The 22,837-nt window shown below is 64.0% G+C and carries 29 protein-coding genes; 7 read left to right on the top strand and 22 right to left on the bottom strand.

Translation table 11 applies throughout. The annotated features are described in order from the left end of the window. Window positions 1–648, top strand: a complete 648-nt coding sequence (locus FY036_RS01985) for a trimeric intracellular cation channel family protein (protein ID WP_148913029.1) — start codon at window positions 1–3, stop codon at window positions 646–648. Window positions 649–749: 101 nt separating this feature from the next. Next, window positions 750–1,049: an XRE family transcriptional regulator gene (locus FY036_RS01990; protein WP_148913030.1), complete on the top strand. Its 300-nt coding sequence runs from the start codon at window positions 750–752 to the stop codon at window positions 1,047–1,049. A gap of 166 nt (window positions 1,050–1,215) precedes the next feature. Here FY036_RS01990 and FY036_RS01995 read toward each other — a convergent pair whose 3' ends face one another. The 5 genes from FY036_RS01995 to FY036_RS02015 form a co-directional block, all read right to left on the bottom strand. Then, window positions 1,216–2,163 (bottom strand): glutathione S-transferase family protein, encoded by a 948-nt coding sequence (locus FY036_RS01995; RefSeq protein ID WP_148913031.1) that lies wholly within the window; start codon window positions 2,161–2,163, stop codon window positions 1,216–1,218. Between the two features lie 206 nt (window positions 2,164–2,369). Beyond that, the gene (locus tag FY036_RS02000) at window positions 2,370–3,041 is read right to left on the bottom strand and encodes a VOC family protein (protein ID WP_235897458.1); all 672 of its coding nucleotides are present in this window, start codon (window positions 3,039–3,041) and stop codon (window positions 2,370–2,372) included. Window positions 3,042–3,098: 57 nt separating this feature from the next. Beyond that, window positions 3,099–3,728 (bottom strand): NADPH-dependent F420 reductase, encoded by a 630-nt coding sequence (locus FY036_RS02005; RefSeq protein ID WP_148913032.1) that lies wholly within the window; start codon window positions 3,726–3,728, stop codon window positions 3,099–3,101. Window positions 3,729–3,843: 115 nt separating this feature from the next. Then, window positions 3,844–4,743, bottom strand: a complete 900-nt coding sequence (locus tag FY036_RS02010; RefSeq protein ID WP_148913033.1) for a LysR family transcriptional regulator — start codon at window positions 4,741–4,743, stop codon at window positions 3,844–3,846. Between the two features lie 105 nt (window positions 4,744–4,848). Then, window positions 4,849–5,037, bottom strand: coding sequence for a hypothetical protein (locus FY036_RS02015; RefSeq protein WP_148913034.1), 189 nt, complete (start codon window positions 5,035–5,037; stop codon window positions 4,849–4,851). An 882-nt stretch (window positions 5,038–5,919) separates the two neighbouring features. Between FY036_RS02015 and FY036_RS02020 the strand changes: the two genes are divergently transcribed. Continuing rightward, a complete protein-coding gene (locus tag FY036_RS02020; RefSeq protein ID WP_407941113.1) occupies window positions 5,920–7,893 on the top strand; it encodes a heavy metal translocating P-type ATPase in 1,974 nt (657 codons plus the stop codon). 26 nt (window positions 7,894–7,919) lie between these two features. On the opposite strand, the gene FY036_RS24195 is transcribed toward FY036_RS02020, so the two are convergent. The 12 genes from FY036_RS24195 to FY036_RS02075 form a co-directional block, all read right to left on the bottom strand. Next, on the bottom strand, window positions 7,920–8,051 hold the full coding sequence (locus tag FY036_RS24195; RefSeq protein WP_268932156.1) for a hypothetical protein: 132 nt from the start codon (window positions 8,049–8,051) through the stop codon (window positions 7,920–7,922). 18 nt (window positions 8,052–8,069) lie between these two features. Continuing rightward, on the bottom strand, window positions 8,070–8,258 hold the full coding sequence (gene ccoS / locus FY036_RS02025) for a cbb3-type cytochrome oxidase assembly protein CcoS (RefSeq protein ID WP_148913036.1): 189 nt from the start codon (window positions 8,256–8,258) through the stop codon (window positions 8,070–8,072). Continuing rightward, a complete protein-coding gene (locus tag FY036_RS02030) occupies window positions 8,255–10,462 on the bottom strand; it encodes a heavy metal translocating P-type ATPase (RefSeq protein ID WP_235897459.1) in 2,208 nt (735 codons plus the stop codon). The genes ccoS and FY036_RS02030 overlap by 4 nt, the downstream gene beginning before the upstream one ends. Before the next feature lie 40 nt (window positions 10,463–10,502). Next, a complete protein-coding gene (locus FY036_RS02035; RefSeq protein WP_148913038.1) occupies window positions 10,503–11,321 on the bottom strand; it encodes a DUF2189 domain-containing protein in 819 nt (272 codons plus the stop codon). Window positions 11,322–11,334: 13 nt separating this feature from the next. Then, the gene (locus FY036_RS02040; protein WP_148913039.1) at window positions 11,335–11,529 is read right to left on the bottom strand and encodes a hypothetical protein; all 195 of its coding nucleotides are present in this window, start codon (window positions 11,527–11,529) and stop codon (window positions 11,335–11,337) included. Then, entirely contained in the window at window positions 11,526–12,407 is an 882-nt protein-coding gene (gene ccoP, locus FY036_RS02045) for a cytochrome-c oxidase, cbb3-type subunit III (RefSeq protein WP_148913040.1), read from the bottom strand. Before ccoP ends, FY036_RS02040 begins: the two co-directional genes overlap by 4 nt. Beyond that, window positions 12,398–12,571, bottom strand: coding sequence for a cbb3-type cytochrome c oxidase subunit 3 (locus FY036_RS02050; RefSeq protein ID WP_148913041.1), 174 nt, complete (start codon window positions 12,569–12,571; stop codon window positions 12,398–12,400). Before FY036_RS02050 ends, ccoP begins: the two co-directional genes overlap by 10 nt. A gap of 3 nt (window positions 12,572–12,574) precedes the next feature. After that, window positions 12,575–13,327 carry a cytochrome-c oxidase, cbb3-type subunit II gene (gene ccoO, locus FY036_RS02055; protein WP_148913042.1) on the bottom strand — a complete coding sequence of 251 codons (753 nt, stop codon included), beginning with the start codon at window positions 13,325–13,327 and terminating at the stop codon, window positions 12,575–12,577. A gap of 3 nt (window positions 13,328–13,330) precedes the next feature. Further along, window positions 13,331–14,968 carry a cytochrome-c oxidase, cbb3-type subunit I gene (gene ccoN, locus FY036_RS02060; RefSeq protein ID WP_148913043.1) on the bottom strand — a complete coding sequence of 546 codons (1,638 nt, stop codon included), beginning with the start codon at window positions 14,966–14,968 and terminating at the stop codon, window positions 13,331–13,333. A gap of 19 nt (window positions 14,969–14,987) precedes the next feature. Beyond that, window positions 14,988–15,443 carry an Rrf2 family transcriptional regulator gene (locus FY036_RS02065; protein WP_148913044.1) on the bottom strand — a complete coding sequence of 152 codons (456 nt, stop codon included), beginning with the start codon at window positions 15,441–15,443 and terminating at the stop codon, window positions 14,988–14,990. After that, window positions 15,440–15,856, bottom strand: coding sequence for a hypothetical protein (locus tag FY036_RS02070; protein WP_210247464.1), 417 nt, complete (start codon window positions 15,854–15,856; stop codon window positions 15,440–15,442). The genes FY036_RS02065 and FY036_RS02070 overlap by 4 nt, the downstream gene beginning before the upstream one ends. 70 nt (window positions 15,857–15,926) lie before the next feature. After that, window positions 15,927–16,376, bottom strand: coding sequence for a group III truncated hemoglobin (locus FY036_RS02075; RefSeq protein ID WP_201744679.1), 450 nt, complete (start codon window positions 16,374–16,376; stop codon window positions 15,927–15,929). Window positions 16,377–16,527: 151 nt separating this feature from the next. Between FY036_RS02075 and FY036_RS02080 the strand changes: the two genes are divergently transcribed. Together FY036_RS02080 and FY036_RS02085 are read left to right on the top strand one after the other, a co-directional pair. Next, complete coding sequence (locus tag FY036_RS02080; RefSeq protein WP_148913046.1) at window positions 16,528–16,815, top strand: DUF1858 domain-containing protein; 288 nt, start codon at window positions 16,528–16,530, stop codon at window positions 16,813–16,815. Beyond that, complete coding sequence (locus FY036_RS02085; RefSeq protein WP_148913047.1) at window positions 16,806–17,051, top strand: DUF6455 family protein; 246 nt, start codon at window positions 16,806–16,808, stop codon at window positions 17,049–17,051. The genes FY036_RS02080 and FY036_RS02085 overlap by 10 nt, the downstream gene beginning before the upstream one ends. A gap of 22 nt (window positions 17,052–17,073) precedes the next feature. Here FY036_RS02085 and FY036_RS02090 read toward each other — a convergent pair whose 3' ends face one another. After that, complete coding sequence (locus tag FY036_RS02090) at window positions 17,074–17,772, bottom strand: Crp/Fnr family transcriptional regulator (protein ID WP_148913048.1); 699 nt, start codon at window positions 17,770–17,772, stop codon at window positions 17,074–17,076. Window positions 17,773–17,908: 136 nt separating this feature from the next. Here FY036_RS02090 and FY036_RS02095 point away from each other — a divergent pair, with 136 nt between their 5' ends. Continuing rightward, window positions 17,909–18,352, top strand: coding sequence for a pseudoazurin (locus tag FY036_RS02095; RefSeq protein ID WP_148913064.1), 444 nt, complete (start codon window positions 17,909–17,911; stop codon window positions 18,350–18,352). A gap of 203 nt (window positions 18,353–18,555) precedes the next feature. After that, window positions 18,556–18,834, top strand: a complete 279-nt coding sequence (locus FY036_RS02100) for a DUF6522 family protein (RefSeq protein ID WP_148913049.1) — start codon at window positions 18,556–18,558, stop codon at window positions 18,832–18,834. Between the two features lie 12 nt (window positions 18,835–18,846). Here FY036_RS02100 and FY036_RS02105 read toward each other — a convergent pair whose 3' ends face one another. From FY036_RS02105 to FY036_RS02120, 4 genes are all read right to left on the bottom strand, one after another. Further along, a complete protein-coding gene (locus FY036_RS02105) occupies window positions 18,847–19,575 on the bottom strand; it encodes a NapC/NirT family cytochrome c (protein ID WP_148913050.1) in 729 nt (242 codons plus the stop codon). Beyond that, on the bottom strand, window positions 19,576–19,977 hold the full coding sequence (locus FY036_RS02110; protein WP_407941115.1) for a nitrate reductase cytochrome c-type subunit: 402 nt from the start codon (window positions 19,975–19,977) through the stop codon (window positions 19,576–19,578). It abuts the gene before it with no gap. 68 nt (window positions 19,978–20,045) lie between these two features. Next, entirely contained in the window at window positions 20,046–22,547 is a 2,502-nt protein-coding gene (napA, locus tag FY036_RS02115) for a periplasmic nitrate reductase subunit alpha (protein WP_148913052.1), read from the bottom strand. Further along, window positions 22,544–22,837 carry a chaperone NapD gene (locus tag FY036_RS02120; protein ID WP_148913053.1) on the bottom strand — a complete coding sequence of 98 codons (294 nt, stop codon included), beginning with the start codon at window positions 22,835–22,837 and terminating at the stop codon, window positions 22,544–22,546. The genes napA and FY036_RS02120 overlap by 4 nt, the downstream gene beginning before the upstream one ends.

Consider the following 22,837-nt stretch of genomic DNA (forward strand, 5'->3'; position numbering starts at 1 on the left):
ATGATCGACCAGGCAATGACTTTCCTCGACTGGTTCGGGGTGGTTGTCTTCGCGACCACTGGCTCGCTGGCCGCTGCTCGCAAGCGGATGGACCTGTTCGGCTTCATCCTCCTTGGCACGGCCACGGGCATCGGGGGTGGAACGATCAGGGACACAGTCCTCGGCGCCACGCCCGTGTTCTGGATCACCAGCCCGGAATACCTGCTGGCCTGTGTGGCCGTGTCGTCCGCCGTGTTCTTCCTGGCGCATATCCCGCAGTCACGTGAGGCCCTCTTGCTGCGCGTCGATGCACTTGGCCTGGCGCTCTTCGCAGTTCTTGGAGCCGATAGGACCCTGGCCATGGCCGGAGGACCGGTGGCCGCGGTGGCGATGGGCATCGTGACAGCCACGTTCGGCGGAGTGGTCAGGGACGTCCTCAGCGGCGAGAGTCCTGGAATCCTCAGCCGTGAGGTCTATGCCTCCGCGGCGCTCGCAGGCGCCTCCATGTTCGTACTGCTTCACGAGGGTGGCGCCGGACGGGAGATCGCGGTGATCGTCGGGTTCTCGGCGGCGGCTGCTATCCGCTTCGGTGCATTGCACTGGGGGTGGTCGCTTCCCCGCTACGGCGCTCGCGGCGCCGATCGCGCCAACGAGGTTGTCTCCAGCTAAAATGGCATTCTGGACCCGGGTGGCCAAAAGGCTTGCCCTTGCTCCGACGGAGCAAGGGCGCAACTATCGCGGCTTCGATGGACCTTCGAGGAGAAAGTTAGATGATTTCAGGTTCGCAATGCCGAGCCGCCCCCGCCCTGGTGGAAGTCACCCGGGCCAAGCTCAGCCTTCGTTCGGGAGTGTTTGAAGACGCAATCCGTGACTTCGAGCGCAAGGTCGACAACCCGAACGACCGCGGTATCGAGGCCCTGCAGGCCGCTCTTGAGGAGCTTGGAGCCGTGTTCATCCCCGAAAATGGCGGCGGCATCGGCGTACGGCTGAAGTTCACCGCGGCGGAAGCCCGCCAGATTGAACGACTTGAAGGAGAAGGCGGCATTGTTGCAAATGATCGAGTGCCATGAGCCGGCAGGACTCCCAGCTGCATTGTCGAAGCAGCGTCACGGCCCGGCCATCAACCGCGCCGCGCGACGCTCTGGATATCACGCTCCGAGTCGCGACAAGCGACACCCTGCGCCCCGCTAGTCCGACATTTCGTCCGTGACGGCGAGCCCCGTGTGAGACGCAACATCAAAGGCCTAGATACGAGAGATCAGGCCCCTTCGGCACGATACCGTTCGGATTCAGCGACTTGATCGAGTAGTAGCCCTTTTTGATGTGATCGATATTCACGGTGTCGCGAATGCCCGGGATGTCCAAAACTCTCTTCAGGTACGTCGTCAGGTTTGGATAATCGGCCAGCTGACGCATGTTGCATTTGAACAGGCCGTAATAGGCGGCATCGAAGCGTACGAGCGTCACGAACAGGCGGATGTCGGCTTCCGTGAAAGCGGCGCCCAGCAGGAATGGTCCATTCGCAAGGCGAGCCTCGAGCTCGTCGAGCATCTCGAACACGCCCACATAGGCCTCGTCGAATGCGATCTGCGTCGTCGCGAATCCTGCTCGATAAACGCCGTTGTTCAGCGACGGATAGATGCGCTCGCTGAGGGCGTCGATCTCCGAACGGAGGGCTTCCGGATAAAGGTCGACTGACGTGTCCGCCAGCATGCCGAAGCCCGAGTTGAACATCCGCACGATGTCGGCGGATTCGTTGTTCACGATCGTCCTCCGCTTCCTGTCCCACAGAACAGGCACCGTGGCGCGGCCCGTGAAGTCTCCGTCGGCGCGGCTGTAGAGCTCGTGCATGTAGGTGGCGCCGTTGAGGTCGTCCCGGTTCGAGCCGGGATAGTCGCCGAACCGCCAGCCCTGGTTGGTCAGGGCCGGCTCCACCGCCGACACCGAGACGAGCTTCTTCAGCTTGCGTGCTGCCAGGGTTCGCGATGCCCAGGGACAGATGTAGGCGACATAGAGATGGTAGCGGTCGGGCTCGGCCTCGAATCCGCCTTCTCCGGTTGGCCCAGCGCTGCCGTCAGGCGTGATCCAGTTGCGGAAACTGGAGACCTGGCGGACGAAACCGCCTTTCTCGTCCTTCGCCTGCACCGGCTGCCAGTCCTCGGTCCATTTTCCATTCACGAGCATACTCGGTCTCCTCAGGTTCTCAGCAGCAGGGACGTGCCCCATGGGTCACGCAGCCTTGTGGTGCCTTCCGCGTCCGTCTCGATCGGCAATCCCACGGCTTGGGCCCGCGAGATGACAGACTGGATATCCGCGGCGTCGCGGACGATGATCTCGACGGTATCGAGTCCTGCCGCGCCGTCGAGTCGCCGGGAGGTGCCGCGGCTGCTCTAGACGTTGCCTGCGAGCTGATGGTGGTAGCCGCCGCAGCCGTAGAAACGCGCGCCGGGATAATCGACGGTCACGTCGATGCCCAGGATGTCGCGGTAGAAGCGGTCGGCCTCGCCTGTGTCGCCCACGCGCAGATGGACGTGGCCGATGTTGCCGTTTTCGGGGAAGCCGCTCCAGACGGCCCCCTCGTCGCCGGCAAGAAGATTCTGCACGTCGAGGGGATCGGTGGTCATCTGGATGTTGCCGTTGGCGTCAAGCCAGTCCGGCACGGGTCGATCGACATAGACTTCAATGCCGTTGCCTTCCGGGTCGCCCAGATAGATCGCCTCGCTGACGATGTGATCCGAGGCGCCCTGAAGCGGGGTCCGGGCATCGGCGACATGCCGAAGCCACCTTGCGAGATCGGCGCGCGGCGGGAGCAGGAACGCAGTGTGGAACAGCCCGGCCTGATACCTGCCAGAAGGCGCCGCGCTCGGATCTCCTTCGAGCACCAGCAACGGAGTGCTGTCGGTCCCGAGAACGGCCCGACGCTCTTCCTTGTCAAGCACGGCGAGACCAAGCGTGTCCCGGTAGAAGTCCAAAACCTTGTCGAGGTCGCGCACCTTGAGCGTGACCCCGCCGATCCTCATGGGAGCGGCGCTCATGTCGAAATAGTACGTCGCGTCTGTCATTGCCCTTCTCCCGGAAAGTGGGCGACCGCGCATCTTTTGCGCGGTCGTCGCTATCGTTCAGGAAATGCCCTGCCAGGCAGGTGCGATGTCGGTTCCGTGGCCCAGACCGTACCCAAGCGCGATGTTCAACGCGGCAACGGGCTCCAGCAAGCGGGCGCTGGCAAGGCCTCCGGTCTCGACGGCCCTGAAGCCTGCACTCTTCGCCAGGGCCGCGACCTGCCTGCGCGCGTCCTCGTCATCGCCTGCGACGAACACGGTCGCCGCCTTGCCCGCAGCTTTGCCGCCATTGGCCAGCACGGAGGCGAACACGGTGTTGAAAGCCTTCACGACCTTCGCACGAGGAGCCGCATTCTGGATCTCTTCGGCCGCGCTGGTGGAGTGGCCGATGGCGAGCCCTGAGAAATCCGCCTTCATGGGGTTAGTGACATCGACGACGATCCGGCCATCGAAGCCTCCTGCACTGACGATCTCAACCGCCGCATCATATGGCACTGCGAGGAACGTCACGTCGCTCGAGTTTCCGGCTGCATCGAAAGCGCCGCCCTTTGCCTCGTGGCCGATTTCATTTGCGACGGCCTGCGCCTTCGCCTTGTCTCGACCGACAACGGTCACCTGATGTCCGGCCTCGGCGAATACGCCAGCGAACCCCTTGGCCATGTTGCCCGTTCCGATGATCGAGATGTCCATCTTGCTACTCCTTGGTTAGCGACGCTGCATCGCGTCCTCTCCAGGAAAATGGCCCCGCGAGCCGAAGAAGATAATCCCCGCAATCAGGAAGGGATTGCGTCCATTTCGGCAGCAATCAGTTTGATCGGCCTGAATAGCGGTTCGCCAGGAACTCCACGAGCAGCCGCACCTTTGCGGCGAGATGGAGCTTGTGTGGATAGAGCACGTGCACGTCGTAAGGATTTGTCTCGAATTCCTGAAGCAGCCGCACCACCCGTCCTTCCCGCATCGAGTCTTTGGCAAGGAACTCCGGCACGCAGGCCAGTCCCAGACCAGCTTCCGCCGCGGCAAGACAGGCTTCTCCGTTCGAATACCGGATCCGGCCGCTGACGGGAGCGAGCATCGTTTCGCCCTGGGCTTCTCCGCGGAAGGGCCACTTGTTTGGTTCGCGGAAGTTGGTGTCGATGATGCAGGCATGGTCCGACAGGTCGGCGGGAGCCATCGGTTCAAGATGCCTTTCCAGATAGGCTGGCGACGCGACGACCACGATCCGCACTTCCAGCAGCTTTCGCATCATCAGGCTTGAGTCGCGCGGCCTGCCGACCCGAACGGCGAGATCGAACCCCTCTTCCACGAGGTTGGCGACACGGTCTGAGAAGCTGACATCGAGTTCTATGTCCGGAAAGCGGATCGCGAAGGCATTGAGTGCAGGCGCGAGTTCGAGCACGCCGAAGGTCAGCGGCGCCGTCATACGTAGGCGCCCGCGCGGCTCTTGGGAAATGTTGCGGATATCGAGATCGAGCGTTTCGAGTTCCTCCAGCAGCGGCCGCAGGCGCTCGTAGTAGGCCTGTCCGGCTTCTGTGGGAGAGACCGACCTTGTTGTCCTGTTCAGAAGTCGGACGCCGAGGTCGTTCTCCAGGCGTGAGACGAGCTTTGATGCCTGTGCGGCCGAGGTTCCAAGCTTTTGCGACGCGCCGACGAAGCTCTCTGCTTCCATCACGGCAACGAACATGCGGTCGCATTCCAGACGGTCCATGCGCATCCTCCGAACACGCTCAACCTAGCGGGCGGATCACGGCGCGGTCGGATTAACGAACCGCCGCGGCCGCCTCAAAGGCTCAGCGTCACACCGTACTTGCATTCATTGGTAGATCGGCAGTCCGGAGGTCCAGATCGCCAACCCAACAACTGCCATCAGGATCCAGAACAGCGAATTGACGAGCATCCGCATCAGGTCCCGGTTCTGGTCAGCGGTCACGCCGAGCCTATCCGACACCCAATCGCCCGGTGCCAGAAATATCGAGAGGATAAAGCGGCCAATGCTGTTCATCGTGTCCTCCGTCGGAAGCGGATTCTGCATAAGGCACAGTATGGGCCGAGAAGCGGCGGCGAGCACGTCCGGATGACACTGACAGTTCGCGTTCAGGCGGCCACATCTAGCTGAATTATGATAACGTTCTAAGAAGCCGACCGTTTTTGCAAAGTGATTGAAGAAATGCGCCTTCCCAATCTTCTCGTCTGCGGATCGCTTGTCCTGCTCGGCGGATGTGTGACGCAGATGACCACCCCGGCAGAGTCTCATTCGATCCACGATCTGACCGATACTCAGATGCGACGGATCAGGGATGACCTTCTCGTCGGTCTGAACGTGTCAGATGCGCTGTTCTCGACGGTGCGTGCTGCGGTCTCGTCATCGGGCACGATAACGGTGTGCGGGTGGGTCAGGGTCAGGTCGGACTTTCCAGACTATCCCAGATACCCTGACAACAGGCCGTTCGTCGTTACCTACACCTACGATGGCGGGCAACTCAGAAACTTCCGGGTGGCACACTTCGCCAATTCGAAAGCCGAAGTTCCTCCACTCTACGTTCGCTGCTCAGCGCTTGGAATCCCGCTGTAACTGCCCCGGCCGACGATCGGAACACACTCCAATCGATAGATGGTTCCGCAACATTAGCCACCATAGCAACGCCGGAGCCTTGGTCGAGATGATAATTCGGAAGAATTCCCAGATTTTAATCGACGTTTGCGAGGGTAGCACGGCGAGGCCGAAGGCCCTGATCGCAAAGCGCTCATGCTGATTGGTGCTACCGCATCTTTTCGGGCCGCGTTAACTGAGCTTAATCCTTACTCTACTCGCCCCCAGCACAAAGCGGCTGTTGGCGCAAAACTGGCGAACGTTGATGAAGGCTCGGATGCGATGAAATGGCGAATGGGAGTAGATACTCCCGTTATCCTGACGGGATTGACGGTCCTCGGCATGCTGATGGCCATTTCCGGCAGGTGGCTGCTCGAAGGGGTTGTCGCTGATCGGCTTTCGCTTGCAGGACTGATTGCGGTCTATTTCGCCGGAGGGCTTCCAGCCCTGTGGCGGGCCATCGAAGCCTTATGGCGAGAGCATATCCTCGACATCGACCTCCTGATGGTGGTGGCGGCGGTCGCGGCCGCCGCGGTGGGCGCGCCCTTCGAGGGTGCCGTGCTGCTGATGTTGTTCAGCGTCTCCACGACGCTAGAGGATCGCGCGCTCGGTCGCGCCCGGCGCGCCGTCGAATCCTTGATGGCGTTGAGACCGGAGACGGCCTTCCTGAAAAGCCCCGACGGTTCGGTGCGGGAAGTCCCTGCGGCTGAGCTCGCCGTCGGCGACGTCGTCGTCCTGCGCCCCGGTGCGCGCGTTCCGGCGGATGGTGTGATCGCCCACGGTCACGGGGCACTCGACGAAGCCAGCATCACCGGCGAGTCGATTCCCGTCAGCAAGCAGCCCGGCGCGCAGGTCTTCGAGGCCACGGTCAACCTGGACGGCGTGCTGGACGTGACGATCACCAAGCCGGTCGCTGCAAGCACTGTCGCGAGGATGATCCAACTCGTCACTGAGGCGCAGGCCGCCAAGGCGCCGTCGGAGCAGTTCAGCGCATGGTTCGGCCAGCGATACACGATCGCCGTGATGGCAGGCGCCGCGCTGGCATTCGTCGCGTTCTACTGGCTCGGTCGAGACTGGGAGGATGCGCTCTACCGGGCGGCCACGCTGCTGGTCGCGGCCAGCCCCTGCGCCATCGTCATCTCGGTGCCGGCGGCGATCCTATCGGCTTTGTCGGCCGCCGCCCGCCGCGGCGTTCTCTTCAAGGGCGGCGGGGCGCTCGAAACGCTGGCGACGGTGGACACGTTCGCCTTCGACAAGACCGGCACGCTGACGACCGGCAAGGCCGTAGTGAACCGGGTCGTCGCCTTGGACGGCGACGAGGAGAAGTTGCTCGCCCTGCTTTCTGGCGTCGAGGCGCATTCCGAGCATCACAGCGCGGCCGCCATCCGGCAGGAGGCGGCGCGGCGTTCCATCGCCCCCGCGCAGGTGGAAAAAGTCGTGACACGGCCAAGCGCAGGCATTGTCGGAGAGCACGGACAATGTCAGCTGTGGGCCGGCAATCGCCGACTGGCCGCGCAGATGGGTGCATCCATCGACCATCCCGCGCTGGCCGAGCTGGCGAAGGACAGCCAGACCGTCATCTACGTAGGCAAGGATTCGACCGTGTTCGGCGCCGTGACAGTCGCCGACGAGGCGCGCGCCACATCCTCGCAAGCTCTCGTGGCCCTGAGAATGGGTGGCGTGCGCCGGATCGTGATGATGACGGGCGACCGCCGCCCGGTCGCCGAGAGGATCGGCGCGGAACTCGGCCTGCGGTCGGACCAGATCCACGCCGACATGCTGCCAGAGGACAAGGTTCGCATGGTCGGGGAGCTTACCACCACGGGTAAGGTCGCGTTCGTCGGCGACGGTGTGAACGACGCGGCCGCGCTTGCCCGCGCCGATGTCGGCATTGCAATGGGGGCCGCAGGGTCGGACGTTGCCCTTCAGGCGGCCGATGTCGCGCTTCTGTCGGAAGACATGCGACAGCTCGCCGACGCCCAGAACCTCGCCAAACGAACCGCTCGGATCATCCGCCAGAACCTCGCCTTCGCGATGCTCGCCATGGCGGTGCTGGTCATCGGCGGATTGTTCTTCGAGCTTCCCCTTCCGCTCGCCGTGATAGGCCATGAGGGGGGTACCGTCATCGTGGTCCTCAACGGCCTCAGGCTGCTAGCAGGACCCGCAAAGGACCGCAGTGAAACGAGCTCAGCTTTGCCGCGGCGAGCCATAAATTCCTCAGGTGTCGCCCGACAAGCTTATCGTCGAAAGATCTATCGGCCAACGTGAATGGTGTCAGGCGGCGTACTCGCCGCTCAGAACAGCTTGAGCGCGACCGCGGCCAAGCTGATAGCCAGAACTGCAAGAGAAGGGATTACTACCGCCGCTCCTGCGGCAACAGAGAGCGCCGCGATCCAGTCGAACTTCCTGTCGGCCGTCATTCCCATGGTCGTTCCTTTTCGTCCTCAACGCCTGCTTCCGGGGCGACGTTCCGGCCCGGGCAGCGGCGCATCACTGCCTTGGTGGAGAACGCGCTCCGCCGCTCCGTCGAGATCCTCGAGCTGGCCGCTCTTCATCGACCAGAGGAAGGCAAGCAGGCCCGCCAGGCCCATGCCGAGAGCAACAGGGACCAGCCAGGCCAGAAGACCGGTCATGCCGTCGCCGGACTCAGGACGTCCGCCCCCGTTTTTGGCGCTGGCTCGCGCCTGTCGGAAAGCACCCGCAGCGAGTTCGCCACGACCAGGATCGACGACGTCGACATCGCCACTGCAGCGACGAGCGGCGTGACGTAGCCCGCCACGGCCAGCGGCAGCGCGAGCGCGTTGTAGGCGATCGAGATCGCGATGTTCTGGCGGACCAGGCGCATGGACTTTCGGGCAACGGATATCGCCTCCGGCACGCTGCGCAGGCTGGATCCCAGGAAGACGAGATCGGCCGCGCTGCGACCCACATCGGCTGCCGTCGATGGTGCCATAGATACGTGCGCCGCTCCAAGGGCAGGCGCATCGTTGATGCCGTCGCCGACCATCAGCACCCGTCGCTCCCCGTGCCGGAGCGTTTCCAGGTGGCTGACCTTGTCTTCCGGACGCTGCCTTCCCGACATCTGCCCGATGCCCGTCAGCTTCGCGACCCGCCGGGTCTCTTCCTCGGCGTCCCCCGACAGCAGTTCCACCGACAGCCGGGAATCCTTCAAGGCCGTCACCGCCGCGGCGGCTCCCTCGCGCAACGTGTCCGACACGTCGAAACGGCCGACCAAGATGCCGTCGCGGGAAAGGCAGGGGCCCGAGCCGCTCGGATCGCCATCTCCTTCGACCGCCCAGCCGGGCCTGCCGAGCCGCCAGAGGCCGGCCCCGATACGGGCTTCGATCCCGTTGCCGGGAATCTCGCGCGCCTCGGATGCCTCGACGCTCTCGCTGCCGCCAAGTGCTGCGACCGCGTTGGCCGCCGGATGGCGTGACAGCCGTGCCAAGGCGGCAGCGACAGGCAGTTCGGCCTGGGGCACGTCATACGAAGTGACCCGCAGCCGTCCGGTCGTCAGCGTTCCTGTCTTGTCGAGAACGATGTGGTCGATCTCCGCAAGCCGCTCCAGCGCACTTCCGTCCTTCATGGTGACGCCGATTCCGAACAGACGGCGCGCGGCGGCCGCCTGGACCATGGGGACGGCGAGGCCGAGCGCGCAGGGACAGGTGATGATCAGGACGGCGATCGCCAGCGTCAGCGAACGGTGCCAGTCGCCGGTCGCCGCGAGCCAGCCCGCGAACGTCGCCAGCGCGACCGCATGGACGACTGGCGAATAGAGGGCGGCGGCGCGGTCGGCGATCCTGCGGTAGCGTGCGCGGCTGCCTTCGGCGGCCTCCATCAGCCTGACCATGTCGGCAAGGAACGAGTTGGCGGGGCGGCGGTTGATGCGCACTTCGATCGGGCCGCTGAGGTTCAGCGCTCCTGAGAGCACCCGCGACCCGGGCGCGATGCTCTCCGGCGAAGTCTCCCCTGTGACGACGGAGAGATCCAGCGTTCCAACGCCCTTCAGCACGGTGCCGTCCGCAGGTATCCGCTCGCCTACGGCCACGAACACGGTATCTCCCTCGCGCAGCGACTGAACGTCCCGGAAATCGCGGCCGCCGTCCCCATCCAGCACGGTCGCTCCGCGCGGCATCATCCGCGCCAATGACCGCACCGCATCGCGCGCCCTCCCGCGCATGGAGTGATCGAGCGCGCGCCCAGCCAGCAGGAAGAACAGGAGCGACGTCACTGCGTCGAAGTAGGCGTGCTCTCCTCCGGACAGCGCATCGTACGTGCTGAGGACGAAGGCCAGCAGGATGCCCACGCTGATGGGCACGTCCATGTTGGTTCGCCCGACGCGCAGCGCGCTCCAGGCGGACGCGAAGAAAATGCGGCCCGAATAGGTCACCGCGGGCACGGCCAGGGTCGCGGAGATCAGGTGGAAGGCATGGCGCGTGCCCTCCTCGGCCCCGGACCAGATCGAAACAGACAGGAGCATGATGTTCATCGCGGCGAAGCCCGCGACGGCCGTTGCCCGCAGCAGCTTCCCCATCTCCGGGTCGCCGATCGGATCGGGCTCGGCCAGCGTCGCCGCGTAGCCGACCCGGCGAACGGCGTCGATCATGGGCGGCACCGGACCGTCCGTCCGCCACTTTACGGCTGCCCTCCTCGCAGTCAGGTTCACGCGTGCGGCCGTCACGCCCGGAAGCCTTCCCAACGCGCCTTCGATCGCGCCGATGCACGCGCCGCAGTGCGCGCCGGGAACGCTCAGGTCGGTCTGCATGATGCCGTTACCGAGGTCCCGGCTGGCCAGCCGGATTTCCTCGGAGGGCACGTCCCGCCCCGGCCCCGCCATCAGGGCGGCCTCCGCTCCGGGCGCGCAGCAGCTCATCGCCTCAGGCCTCCGGCCGCGCCACGGCGACATAGGCATGCCAGGTCGCATGCCCGAGCAGCGGGAAGATCACGATCATGCCCAGCAGTCCGGTGGCGACGCAGAGCGCGAAGAGCACGATCACCATCGCTCCCCATCCGATCATCGCCGGAAGGTTGTTCCACACCAGCTTCATGCTGGTCCCCATGGCCGTCAGCGCGTCGACCCGGCGGTCGAGCATCATCGGCACGGAAAACACGCTGATCGAGAAAGCAAAGGCTGCGAACAGCCCACCGATGGCTGTCCCGACCGCGATCATCGTCCAGCCATAGGCCGAGCCAACCAGAACGCCGATGACGTTGTCCAGGCCCGGGAAAGCGGTGACCCCGAAGAACAGGGCCCACAGAAGCACCGCGGCCCTGGTCCAGAGCAGCATGAGCAGGCTGAGCAGCAATCCCGCGAAGAAGACCTGCGGCCCGGCGTTCGGGCGGGTCCTGAGCATCGAAGCAAGCCCGATCGTCCTGCCCTCGCCGAGAGCGCGGCTCTTCGCGTAGAGGCCTATCGCAAGGAAGGGGGCGACGATCAGGAAGCCCGCCAGTGATGGGAAGAGGATGTAGTCCCGGCCGAACTCGAACAGAGTCCAGACGAAGGCTGCCGACAGCAGGAACACGCCGACGCCATAGGCGATGCTGGTCGAAGGCGCGCGCCAGAAATCTTGCCACCCCAGCGCCAGCCACCGCAGGCCCGCCAGCACGGTCAGGCCGCGCTGGAGCGCCGGGTCGCGCGTCTCACCGATGCCGGAGGTCTCGCTCAGCAGCCAATAGGACCTGTCAGTCTCACTCATCGAAACTCCTCCCTCAGCACGCCGACTTCGCGGCCCGGTAGCTGCCGCTCGTTCCCGCCTCCTTGAGATGAGGCACGCATTCCGGCTGCGACGAGACTGCCACATAGACAAGATGCGCATTCGCCGCCGCGACAAGCAGCAGTCCGGCAGGAACCAGCAGCCATGCGCAAGTCCAGCGTCGGCGGCTGCTCGCGGTCCGGGCCGTCATGGCTGACCCGTCCCGAGATCATGGACATAAAGCGACAGGGTCCGGATTTCGGCATCCGTCATCCGCTCGTCCCAGGTCGGCATGTGGCCCTGCCTGCCTCCATGGACGGACGCGATGATCGTCTGCAGGTCGCCCCCGTAGACCCAGCGCGAATCCGTCAGGTCCGGAGCGCCGACCTCGCGGTTGCCTTCAGCGTTCTCGCCGTGACATGCCGCGCATGTGGTCACGAAGACCTCGCGTCCGGCTTCGATGCGCTCCAGGTTTTCCTCGGTCGAGTAATCGGGATTGCTCAGCGAATAGACATAGGCCGCGACGCTTCGAACCTGGTCCCTCTCCAGCATCCCGTCGCGTCCGAAAGCGGGCATCTGCGCGATCCTCGTGTCCGGATGGGTGGTGTTGATGCCGTAGCGCAGCGTCTGCTCGATCAGCTCGGGACCGCCGCCCCACAGCCAGTCATCATCGGTCAGGTCCGGGTAGCCGGCGCGTCCGCGACCGTCGCGCCCGTGACAGGCCGCGCAGTTGTCGCCGAAGAGCTGTCGTCCGGTGCCGCGAATGGTCCGCATCAGGGCCTCGTCGGCCAGGATGGCGTCGTAGGCCTCGGCTTCCAGACGGGTCATCCAGACCGATCGTTCTTGCTGGCCCTCGGCGACACGCTCTTCGACAGTCGTGCGCTGGTCGACGCCCAGCAGTCCCTTGGTGTAGGTCGTGCCGATCGGCCAGGCGGGCACGAAGAACCACCAGGCGATCGCCCAGAGATGGGTCACGATCAGGAACATCAGCACGCCGCGCGGGACGGGGGTGTCAAGTTCCTTGATACCGTTCCATTCGTGCCCGGTCGTTTCCCTTCCGGTGACGGGATCGCGCTCATTCACTTCCATGGCTTGTCGTCCCTGTCGAGGATGCTGGTCTTTGCCCTGTCGAAACGTTTCCGGTTCGAGGGCCAGAAGGCATAGGCGATGACGCACAGGAAGAAGCCCATCAGGTAGAACAGGCCCCAGCTTTTGGAGAAGGCGACTAGGGTTTCGTGGCTGATCTCGAACATGGCTCAGTCCTCCGCATCGGGAGCTGGTTCGGTCGCGGCCGTGTCGCGGAACGCGGCGTCGGTTAGCCTGCCAAGCACCTGCAGGTAGGCCACGAGCGCGTCCATCTCGGTAAGCCGCGTGGCGACCCCATCGAAGGCGCTCACCTGTGTTGCCTCGCCGTAGCGCTCAGTCACCCCTGAGGCAGCCTCGCTGTCGGGGGAGGCCTGGCCGTAGGCATCACGGGCCGCGTTGGCGACCATCTCGTCGGTGTAGGGCACGCCCAAGGCCTGCTGGGCCGCAAGATGCTGCCCGAGGTCGTCAGTCCTCAACACGGTGCGCGCGAGGAAGGCGTAGGCGGGCATGTTGGACTCCGGCACGACGTCGCGCGGATTGATCAGGTGGGCGACGTGCCAGAGATCGGAATACTTGCCGCCGACACGGGCAAGGTCTGGCCCTGTCCGCTTCGATCCCCAGAGCATCGGGCGATCGTACTGGGACTCGACGGCCAGCGAATAAGGTCCGTAACGCTCGACCTCGTCGCGCAACGTACGGATCATTTGGCTATGACATGCATAGCAGCCTTCACGCACATAGATGTTTCGTCCGGCCAGCTCAAGCGGCGTATAGACCCGCATGTCCGGCGCTTCCTCAACCGTTTCGTCGATGGTGAAGAGCGGCGCGATCTCGACGATGCCTCCGACGCTCGCGGCGGCGATGATGGCCAGCACGAACCCGATCGCCGAGCGCTCAAGTTTGCGGTGGAAGAGTTCAGGCATCGGTCATTCTCCCGGGGCGGCGACGGTCGCGGGCACGTCGCTCTTGTGCGGCTCCGCCAGTGGCACCGTCCGTACCGTCATCCAGATGTTGTAGCAGCAGACGACTGTTCCAATCAGGAACAGGAGGCCGCCGAAAGCGCGAGCGATGTAATATGGATACATCGCAACGAGGGAGTCGACGAAGGAGTAGGCGAGCGCGCCGTCTTCCGTGTAGGTCCGCCACATCAGCCCCTGGATTATGCCGGAGTTCCACATCGCGAAGACGTAGATGAGCGTGCCGGCGATCGCGAGCCAGAAGTGGACCTCGACGAGCCTGGCCGAATACATGCGCTCCCGGTTCCAGAGGGTCGGCACCAGCGTGTAGAACGAGCCGAACGTGATCAGCGCCACCCAGCCGAGCGCCCCCGCATGCACATGGCCCACCGTCCAGTCCGTGTAGTGGCTGAGCGCGTTTACCGGGCGGATCGCCATGAACGAGCCTTCAAAGGTCGACAGTCCGTAGAATACCGCCGCCGCCATCATGAAACGCAGCGTGGCGTCGTCGCGCACCCGGTGCCATGCGCCATTGAGCGTCAGCAGCGCGTTGCCCGCCGAAGCCCAGGACGGAACCAAAAGCATGACCGAAAAGGTCATGCCGAGCGTCTGCACCCAGTGCGGAAGCGCCGTGTAATGCAGGTGGTGGGAACCGGCCCACATGTAGAAGAAGGTGATGCCCCAGAAGCTGAGGATCGACAGGCGGTAGGAGAAGATCGGCCGCTGCGCCCGCACGGGGAGATAATAGTATAGCATGCCGAGGAAGCCTGCCGTCAGGAAGAACGCGACCGCGTTATGCCCGTACCACCACTGGACCATCGCATCCTGCACTCCCGGCCAGATCGTGTAGCTCTTGGCATGACCCCACGAGACCGGAACGGCGAGGTTGTTGACGATGTGAAGGATCGCGACGACCACGATGAAGGCCATGAAATACCAGTTCGCCACGTAGATGTGCGGCTCCCGGCGGCGTGCGATGGTGCGCAGGAAGAGGACGAAGTAGGTGATCCACACCACGACGAGCCAGAGGTCGGCATACCATTCGGCTTCGGCGTATTCCTTCGACTGGGTCACACCGAGCAGGTAGCCGGAGACGGCGAGCAGGCAGAACAGGTTGAAACCGAAGAGGACGAACCACGGGCTGAACTGTCCGGCGAGCCGCGCGCGAGACGTGCGCTGCACGACATGGAAGGACGTCGCGATCAGCGCGTTGCCGCCAAAGCCGAAGATGACCCCGGAAGTGTGCGTTGGCCGCAGCCTGCCGAAGGTCGACCATGCCGCGTCGAAGGCAAGGTCCGGCCAGGCGAGCTGGGCTGCGACCCAGACGCCCATGAACATGCCGAAGACCGCCCAAGCCATTGAGAGCACGATGCCGACCTTGATCGGGTCGTCGTAATAGGACTCCTCGCGGTCTTCGTTCGGCTCGGGCTCGTAGAAACCGGACAGGACCGGGTAGAGCAGACCTCCCGCAAAGAGGATCACCAGCAGGCCGTGAACGCCAAGCGTGTCGCTCCTGCCGAGCGCGGCCATGGCGATCCCTGCGGCGGCCAGCATGACGAGGACGACCGCCGCGTACTGCCTCTCGGTGGAACTGAGTTTCGCGATCATAACGCCCTCTGAAAGTCGATCATGCTGGCTCCGCAGTCTTGCCCATTAGTCCAAGCAGCTCGGCAAGAACTTCGCTGTTTCCGGATATGTCCGCCAGCGAATAATCGTCGAAGGCGGATAAGAACGCCTCTACTGCTTTCCTTACAACCCCCTTCAGCCGGCAGGCGGGAGTTATCGCGCAATTGCCGCCATCCGCGCGCATGCACTCAACAAGCGCGAAGCCATCTTCCATCTGCCTGACGACCTCTCCGAGATTGATCTCTTCCGGTTTCCTTGCAAGCGCGATGCCGCCAGAGCGTCCACGAACGTTCGTCAGGTAGCCGAGGCGTCCGAGCCGCAGGGCAACCTTGAGCAGATGGTTGCGGGAAATGCCGTAGCTTTCGGCGACGTCGGCGACGCGGGTCGACCCGTCTCGGTTGACCGTGAGGTAGACCAGCATGCGCAGCGCGTAGTCGGTGTGGAGGGTCAGTTTCACAGGCTGCCCGCGACTTTCTCCGGGCGGACGCGCCAACCCAGTCTGAACAACGCGACGAGCCCGACGGCCACAAGGGTAACGGCTTTGACTGCTTCGAGCACTGTATAGGCCAGATGGTGCGGCGACGGCGGCAACGGCTCGCCCGAGATGACAGCCTCGACCCGCATTTCTAGAACAGGCAGGAGCCAGAAAGCCTGGATCGAGACGACCAGGACCGCCACGGCGGTGAAGACCATCTCCGCGCGCGGCGCTCTCGGAAAGAACGTCGCTATGACGAGGAGCGCCGCCAGGCCCAACTCAATCTTTGAGAAGATGTCGAAGGTCACACGGCCTACATCGAGGGCGACATCAAGCTCAAGCGAGGGCGCCTGAAACTTGACCGGGGTCGCGAGGAAGGAAACGCCAAGGAGCATTCCAAGCCAGACGAGCGAAACGAACGCCGCAATGGCATCCGGAAAAGGATCGGTAGAGCGAGGCAACATCTCAGCCTTCCTTCGAAACCGCTCCGGCGGCGGGCAGGCGGAAGAACATGGCGAGCTGCAAGCTTCGGGCGATCCGCTCCGCGCGTTCGATGAAGACGGCAGCGAGCTCCGGCTCGCAAAGCTCGCCCGCTGTCTGCCGAAAGGTGTCGAGCCAGATCCCGAAATCTTCCTCGCGGACCTGGTTCAGTTTGAGATGAGCGGGCACGGGCCGCCCGCTGTACGAGCCGTCCTTCAGAATGACCGAACACCAGAAGTCCGTCATTTTCTCAAGATGCGGCTCCCAGGTCTCCCCGATGTGGGCGGCGAATATTGGCCCCAGGCGATCGTTTCGGCGGACGCGTCCGTAGAACTCGCGCACGAGGCGGCCGATGAACGTCCGGTCGACTTCCGGATGGACGACGGCTCTTTCCTCGGGAGGGCGTTGCAGCTGCGCGGGCGCTGGATGGGCCAATGTGGTATCTCCAATGCCACTTTCTAGCGTAGGCGCGCGGCGAATGAAAGCTCCCGGATGTCGCAGCCCGCATTATTCGTGCTCTTTGCGCCGGAACAACGATCAGCCATTCGCTGCCGGCTACGCTTCTGATTTGAGGAGACCGGCTGAAATGAAGCCTTCCGCCATAGACCCCGACATGTCGGTCGACGAGATCATGCGCCGATGGCCCGCGACAATCCGGGTCATGATCCGCCATCGGATGCTGTGCATCGGCTGCCCGATCGGCATCTTCCACACCGTGGCGGACGCGGCCGCGGCCCATGCGATCGACGAGGCCGCCTTCTCGGCCGAACTGCTCGCCGCGATGAGGTCGGACCCGTCCGCGGCGGCTCCGTCCGCTTTCGAGACGAACGCTCACAACCGCGAAGCTCGCAAAGGAGAACCATCATGCGCGTGATAGAAGCCGTCGCCGCCCGACTCGACCAGCCGGTCAAGATGGCGGGCAACCTCGGGATCGATTTGCCCTCCTCGGGCCTGTGGTCCGAGAACCAGATCCGCAACGCGATCTGGCGCTGCATCTTCTGCAGGCACGGGTCCGAATGCGCGGAGTGGGTCAATGCCGGAACGCCAGGCGTGCCGGGCTTCTGCAGGAACCGCGAGTTCTATCTCGGACGCGTCCGCGACGCAGCATAGTTTCGGCCAGGCGCCCGGGGGCTCATTTCTTGCGTCGGTTCTCGGCGACCAGCATGAGCGCGTGCGGATCGGTGACGGTCACCTTCTGGCGGCCGCTCTTCACGATGCCTTCGTCCTCCCAGGCGCTCATCAGCCTGCTGACCGTGTGTAGCGTGCTCCCCGTCATCTCCGCGATGTCCTGGCGCGTGATGGGGAAGTCGATCTCGACGCCCTCCTCGGTCTTGCGGCCGGACTGCTGGACCAGCCGCATCACCGCGCCGGCGATCCGTTGCTCCACCTGGCGCGTCGACATTTCCACCACGCGCGACTGCGTGTCCTGCAGGCGGGCGCCGATCGTCTGGTAGGCGTTCGCACCAAACGCCGGAGCGCGGGACTGCAGTCCGGGCCAAGCAGCGTTCGGCCAGCTCAGGACGACGCAGTCGACAGCGGCGACGGCAGTCGCCGGGTAGGTCACCTGCCCCATCGCGATGGCGATGCCGAACAGTTCGCCCTCGTTGATGTAGCGGGCAATAACCTGATCGCCCTCGGGCGTCGTCCTCACCACCCTGATATGGCCGGAAAGGAGCAGGAAGAACTGCGCGGCTTCCTCGTCCTGCGAAAAGACCTCAGAATCCTTCGGGAAACGCGACGAGCGCGCGGTGGCAAGGACTGCGTCGACGTCATCGCCGCTCAGTCCGGCGAAGGCGGGAAGTCCCGATACGAGCGACCTGTTGAGCGGCATGCTGGAAGTCATCCGGAAGTCGAAGCTGTTCAGGTTTCTACCCTTTGTTTGCGCTTGCGCAAACTGCCTTATGGCGTCGCGGGCTACTGGTTGGTCAACGGCAGATCAAGCCGTGTACACAAAAGGACTGGAAAAAATGAGACACATCCTCGCAGCACTTGCCCTTGGCGCGGCAATATTCGCAGTCGGCGCGGCCCAGGCTGCCGAAATCGAGGTCCTGATGCTCAACAAGGGCGCAAAGGGCATGATGGTGTTCGAGCCCGACCTCATCGTAGCGGCCCCCGGCGACACGATCCGCTTCGTGCCGACCGACAAGGGACACAACGTCGAGACAATCAAGGGCATGTTTCCGGAGGCCGCGGAGCCCTTCAAGAGCAAGCTCAACGAGGACTTCAGGATCACGCTTGATGCGGAAGGTGTCTACGGCGTGAAGTGCGCGCCGCATTATGCCATGGGCATGGTCGCGTTGATCCGCGTCGGCGAACCCGCCAATGTGGACGACGCGAAGGCCGTGAAGCAGACGGGCAAAGCCAAGGCGGTCTTCGCTGAACTCTTCGGCCAGGTGTTAGCCGCAAAATGAGAGGACAAACGTGAACCGGGACAATAGCAGCTCGGCCACTCGGGTTACGGCAAACTGGAGCGTTACCGCCTCTCGATAAGACCTCTGCCACCCGTCCGACAGCTTCAGTGATCTGTGCCACAGGGCGCGTTTTTCGAAGGAGGAACGCCGTGTGGTGGAGGACTGGCTTGCCGCCACGAAGACACTCATGGAGACCGATGCCCATGTCGGCTGAGCGTCCTGCAGTGACATTGAACGACGAGGGCGCGACAGTCGACGTCGCGACCCTCGCCGAAGGCTTGGAAATCGGTGCGGCGGATGTCGAAGCCCTTATGCGACAGGGCAGATTGACGTCGAAATTCGAGAAGGGCGTCGGCAGTGACGCGGGGCGGTGCAGGCTCACCTTCTGGCTGGACGGTAAACGGTTCCGGATCGTCGTCGACGGCCGAGGAAACGTGCTGAAGAAATTGCGAACCGATTATGGGTCCTTGGGACGGAGGTGACCGTTTCAGCAGTCACTTCGACATCGCTGCAAGATCGCTTTCACTCCACATGAACCCGTGCGGTGATCGCGCGACGCGTTCCAGCCTGTCGAATACCGATGCCTGTGGCAGCTCCTTGCCCTCCAGTTCCGGCGGCACCTTCCAGCCCGGATCGACGCCCTCCATGTTAGGAAGCTCGTGCGCGATGCCTTTGTGGCAGTCAATGCACGTCGCCTCGCCCGACAGCAGATAGCGGGTGTGGATCTCTGCAGCGCGCGGAGCCTGCTTCGACAAGTCCATTGCGACCGATGAGTGGCAGTTGCGGCATTCCAGGCTGTCGTTGGCTTTCAGCCGCGCCCATTCGTGCTTTGCCAGCCGCAATCTCTGGTCCAGGAACTTCTGGCGTGTGTTGATGGTGCCGAAAATCTTGCCCCAAACCTCCTTGGAGGCTTGCATCTTGCGGGCGATCTTGTCTGTCCATTCATGCGGAACGTGGCAATCCGGGCAGGAGGCGCGAACGCCTGACCGATTCGAGAAGTGCACGGTCCGTGTCATCTCCTCGTAGACGTTGGCTTCCATCTCGTGACACGAGATGCAAAACTGCTCGGTGTTGGTCACTTCGAGCGCGGTATTGAACGCGCCCCAGAAGATCACGCCCCCGAGGAACCCGCCGAGCGTCAGGAAGCCGAGGCTGAGCGTCGCCGCTGGCGTCGAGACGATCCGCCAGGCCCAGAGTGCGGCCGCCTTGATGCGCGCCCACATCTATTGGTCTCCGGCGTGGCCTACGCCAAGCTCGCTCATGTCGACGAAGGTGTTGCCGACGAGCGGCGCCGTGTCGGCCTGGGGTACGTGGCAGGCGGTACAGAAGTAGCGCCTGGGCGACACGTCGGCCAGCATCTGGCCCTCACGCGTCATGTAGTGGGTGACGCTGATCATCGGCGCGCCGGAGCCTTCCGTGAACTCGCGCTTGTGGCACGACATGCAGCGGTTGGCATTCACCGAAAGCTGGTAGCCCTCGATCGAGTGCGGGATGATCGGCGGCTGCTCGGGATAGGCGCGCATCTTGCGGATGTCGTCGACGATCCAGCGCGGGATCGGATCGGCGGGCAGGTTCTCCATGGCCTGCCCGGCGCCCGTCAGCGGCGGCACGATCTCGGCCGACATCTGTGCAAGCGCGGCCGTGCCCGCGAGCGCAACCAGCCCGAAGGCGATGAAGAGGCGCGCGCGGCGCGTCACGCGGGGACGATCTTGACCGCGCATTTCTTGAAATCCGTCTGTTTCGAGATGGGATCGGTCGCGTCGAGAGTGACCTTGTTGATGAGCTTGCTGGCGTCGAACCAGGGCACGAACACCACGCCGCGCGGCATGCGGTTGCGCCCGCGGGTCTCGACCCGGACCCGCAGTTCACCGCGCCGGGAGACGACCCGCACCTCCGCGCCCTGATTGATGCCGCGTCGTCGCGCGTCGTCGGCGTTCATGAAGCAGACCGCGCCGGGAAAAGCCTTGTAGAGTTCCGGCACACGCATCGTCATCGAACCCGAGTGCCAGTGTTCGAGCACCCGGCCCGTCACCAGCCAGATGTCGTATTCGTCGTCCGGCGATTCCGCAGGAGGCTCGTAGGGAACTGCGAGGATCACCGCCTTGCCGTCGGGCCTGCCGTAGAAGCGCACGCCTTCGCCCGGCTTCACGTAGGGGTCGAGTCCCTCGCGGTAACGCCACTTCGTCTCCCTGCCGTCGACGACGGGCCATCTGAGACCGCGGTTGACGTGATAGTCATCGTAGGGAGCGAGGTCGTGTGCATGTCCTCGCCCGAACTCCGCATATTCCTCGAACAGACCCTTCTGCAGGTAGAAGCCGTATTCGCGGCTCTCCCTGTTCTCGTATTCCGCGTCGAGATCGGCGAGCGGAAAGCGGTCGACCTTGCCGTTCCTGAACAGCACATCGAACAGCGTCTTGCCCTTGTATTCCGGATGCGCGTCCAGGAGGGACGCAGGCCAGACCTCCTCGGTCGTAAAGCGCTTCGAGAACTCCGTCAGCTGCCAGAGGTCGGAACGGGCCTCGCCGGGCGCGTTCACCAGCTGCCGCCATACATGCGTGCGGCGCTCGGCGTTGCCGTAGGCGCCTTCCTTCTCCACCCACATCGCGGCGGGCAGGATCACGTCGGCCGCCAGCGCTGTCACCGTCGGATAGGCGTCGGAGACCACGACGAAGTTGTCGGGATGGCGGTAGCCAGGATAGGTCTCGTTCGAATTGTTGGGCGCCGCCTGGACGTTGTTGTTGACCTGCACCCAGTAGAAGTTGAGCTTGCCGTCCTTGAGCATCCGGTCCTGCTGGACCGCGTGGAAGCCGACCTTATCGGGCAGCAGTCCATGCGGCAGCCGCCAGATTTCTTCCGCATGCTCGCGATGCTCGGGATTGGTGACCACCATGTCGGCGGGCAGCCGGTGCGCGAAGGTGCCAACCTCGCGCGCCGTCCCGCAGGCCGACGGCTGGCCCGTCAGCGAGAACGGGCTGTTGCCTGGTTCGGAGATTTTTCCGGTCAGGAGGTGGATGTTATAGACCATCTGATTGGCCCACACGCCGCGGACGTGCTGGTTGAAGCCCATCGTCCAGAGCGACATCACCTTGACGCCGGGATCGGCGTAGAGTTCGGCGAGTTGTTCCAAAAAGCCGGGTTCCACTCCGGACAGTTCCGAGACCATATCGAGCGTGTATTCGGAAACCAGCGCCTTGAACGCCTCGAAGTCGATCGGCTCCATCTTCCCCGGATCGGCAGCACCCTTGGCGGCCATCTCCACCGGATTGTCGGGCCGGAGACCATACCCGATGTCGGCCGCCCCGCTCATGAAAACCGCATGGTCGCGGACAAACGCCTCGTTCACCCGGCCCGTCTGGATGATGTGGTTGGCGATGTAATTCAGGATCGCCAGATCCGTCCCGGGCTTGAACACGATCGGAATGTCGGCCAGGTCCATCGAGCGGTGCGTAAAGGTCGACAGCACCGCGCAGCGGACATGAGGATGGCCCAGCCTGCGGTCCGCCAGCCGCGTCCACAAGATTGGGTGCATCTCGGCCATGTTCGAACCCCAAAGCACGAAGGCGTCAGCGTGCTCGAAGTCGTCATAGCAGCCCATCGGCTCGTCCATGCCGAAGGTCCGCATGAAGGCGACGGCCGCCGACGCCATGCAGTGGCGGGCGTTGGGATCGAGGTTGTTGGTCCGGAAGCCCGCCCGCATCAGCTTTGTGGCCGCATAGCCCTCGAAGATCGTCCACTGGCCGGAGCCGAACATGCCGACGGCTTCGGGGCCCTTCTCGCGCAACGTCGCCTTGCACTTCTGCGCCATCACGTCGAAGGCCTCGTCCCACGACACCGGCTCGAACTCACCGTCCTTGTCGTAGACCCCGCCGGACTTGCGCATCAGCGGCGTGGTCAGACGGTCCTGGCCGTACATGATCTTGGAGAGGAAGTAGCCCTTGACACAGTTGAGGCCGCGGTTGACTTCGGCCTGCATGTCGCCGTGCGTGGCGACGACATGGCCATCCTTGACGCCGACCATCACCCCGCAGCCGGTGCCGCAGAAGCGACAGGGTGCTTTCGACCATTTGATCTCCAGCGAGTCCACGCCGCCGGGAACGGGCTGAGCAGCGGCAGGCAGCGCGACGCTCGCCGAGGCAGCCGCAAGAGCTGCGGCATGAGCCTTCAGGAGATCGCGTCGGTTGATGGCAGCCGTCATGAGCTCGTCCCTCGGTCTTCAGCGTGTTCGAACACCATGTTGGCGGCAAGCACGCCGTCCATCACCGAAATCGCCGTCAACGTCTGCCCCAGCATGCCGCTGGTCGGGCCTTCGATGGTGATGACGATCCGGCTTCCTTCGCCGGCGTGGACCTCGACGCCGGGCATCGTCGCGAGCCGTTCCGAAACGTCCTTGCGTCGCTCAGGCAGTGCCAGCACGACGGCGCTCGATATATGGTGTTGATCGCCGGAGCCGGCCGTCAGAAGGTCTCTGCGTGTGATCGCGCGCAT

It is taken from the genome of Neoaquamicrobium microcysteis (assembly GCF_008180155.1).
In the GTDB taxonomy this organism is placed as follows: Bacteria; Pseudomonadota; Alphaproteobacteria; order Rhizobiales; family Rhizobiaceae; genus Aerobium; species Aerobium microcysteis.

Coding starts and splice junctions, on each gene's coding strand:
- FY036_RS02010 (WP_148913033.1), bottom strand. CDS start 4,743: ATGGACCGTCTGGAATGCGACCGCATGTTCGTTGCCGTGATGGAAGCA.
- FY036_RS01995 (WP_148913031.1), bottom strand. CDS start 2,163: ATGCTCGTGAATGGAAAATGGACCGAGGACTGGCAGCCGGTGCAGGCG.
- FY036_RS02070 (WP_210247464.1), bottom strand. CDS start 15,856: ATGCTCCTTGGCGTTTCCTTCCTCGCGACCCCGGTCAAGTTTCAGGCG.
- FY036_RS02080 (WP_148913046.1), top strand. CDS start 16,528: ATGAAGCCTTCCGCCATAGACCCCGACATGTCGGTCGACGAGATCATG.
- ccoN (WP_148913043.1), bottom strand. CDS start 14,968: ATGATCGCGAAACTCAGTTCCACCGAGAGGCAGTACGCGGCGGTCGTC.
- FY036_RS02035 (WP_148913038.1), bottom strand. CDS start 11,321: ATGAGTGAGACTGACAGGTCCTATTGGCTGCTGAGCGAGACCTCCGGC.
- FY036_RS02020 (WP_407941113.1), top strand. CDS start 5,920: ATGGGAGTAGATACTCCCGTTATCCTGACGGGATTGACGGTCCTCGGC.
- FY036_RS02085 (WP_148913047.1), top strand. CDS start 16,806: ATGCGCGTGATAGAAGCCGTCGCCGCCCGACTCGACCAGCCGGTCAAG.
- FY036_RS02040 (WP_148913039.1), bottom strand. CDS start 11,529: ATGACGGCCCGGACCGCGAGCAGCCGCCGACGCTGGACTTGCGCATGG.
- ccoO (WP_148913042.1), bottom strand. CDS start 13,327: ATGCCTGAACTCTTCCACCGCAAACTTGAGCGCTCGGCGATCGGGTTC.
- FY036_RS02105 (WP_148913050.1), bottom strand. CDS start 19,575: ATGTGGGCGCGCATCAAGGCGGCCGCACTCTGGGCCTGGCGGATCGTC.
- napA (WP_148913052.1), bottom strand. CDS start 22,547: ATGACGGCTGCCATCAACCGACGCGATCTCCTGAAGGCTCATGCCGCA.
- FY036_RS02090 (WP_148913048.1), bottom strand. CDS start 17,772: ATGCCGCTCAACAGGTCGCTCGTATCGGGACTTCCCGCCTTCGCCGGA.
- FY036_RS02120 (WP_148913053.1), bottom strand. CDS start 22,837: ATGCGCGCGATCACACGCAGAGACCTTCTGACGGCCGGCTCCGGCGAT.
- FY036_RS01985 (WP_148913029.1), top strand. CDS start 1: ATGATCGACCAGGCAATGACTTTCCTCGACTGGTTCGGGGTGGTTGTC.
- FY036_RS24195 (WP_268932156.1), bottom strand. CDS start 8,051: ATGGGAATGACGGCCGACAGGAAGTTCGACTGGATCGCGGCGCTCTCT.
- FY036_RS02100 (WP_148913049.1), top strand. CDS start 18,556: ATGTCGGCTGAGCGTCCTGCAGTGACATTGAACGACGAGGGCGCGACA.
- FY036_RS02005 (WP_148913032.1), bottom strand. CDS start 3,728: ATGGACATCTCGATCATCGGAACGGGCAACATGGCCAAGGGGTTCGCT.
- FY036_RS02000 (WP_235897458.1), bottom strand. CDS start 3,041: ATGACAGACGCGACGTACTATTTCGACATGAGCGCCGCTCCCATGAGG.
- FY036_RS02095 (WP_148913064.1), top strand. CDS start 17,909: ATGAGACACATCCTCGCAGCACTTGCCCTTGGCGCGGCAATATTCGCA.
- FY036_RS02110 (WP_407941115.1), bottom strand. CDS start 19,977: ATGTCGGCCGAGATCGTGCCGCCGCTGACGGGCGCCGGGCAGGCCATG.
- FY036_RS02015 (WP_148913034.1), bottom strand. CDS start 5,037: ATGAACAGCATTGGCCGCTTTATCCTCTCGATATTTCTGGCACCGGGC.
- ccoS (WP_148913036.1), bottom strand. CDS start 8,258: ATGACCGGTCTTCTGGCCTGGCTGGTCCCTGTTGCTCTCGGCATGGGC.
- FY036_RS02030 (WP_235897459.1), bottom strand. CDS start 10,462: ATGGCGGGGCCGGGGCGGGACGTGCCCTCCGAGGAAATCCGGCTGGCC.
- ccoP (WP_148913040.1), bottom strand. CDS start 12,407: ATGGAAGTGAATGAGCGCGATCCCGTCACCGGAAGGGAAACGACCGGG.
- FY036_RS01990 (WP_148913030.1), top strand. CDS start 750: ATGATTTCAGGTTCGCAATGCCGAGCCGCCCCCGCCCTGGTGGAAGTC.
- FY036_RS02050 (WP_148913041.1), bottom strand. CDS start 12,571: ATGTTCGAGATCAGCCACGAAACCCTAGTCGCCTTCTCCAAAAGCTGG.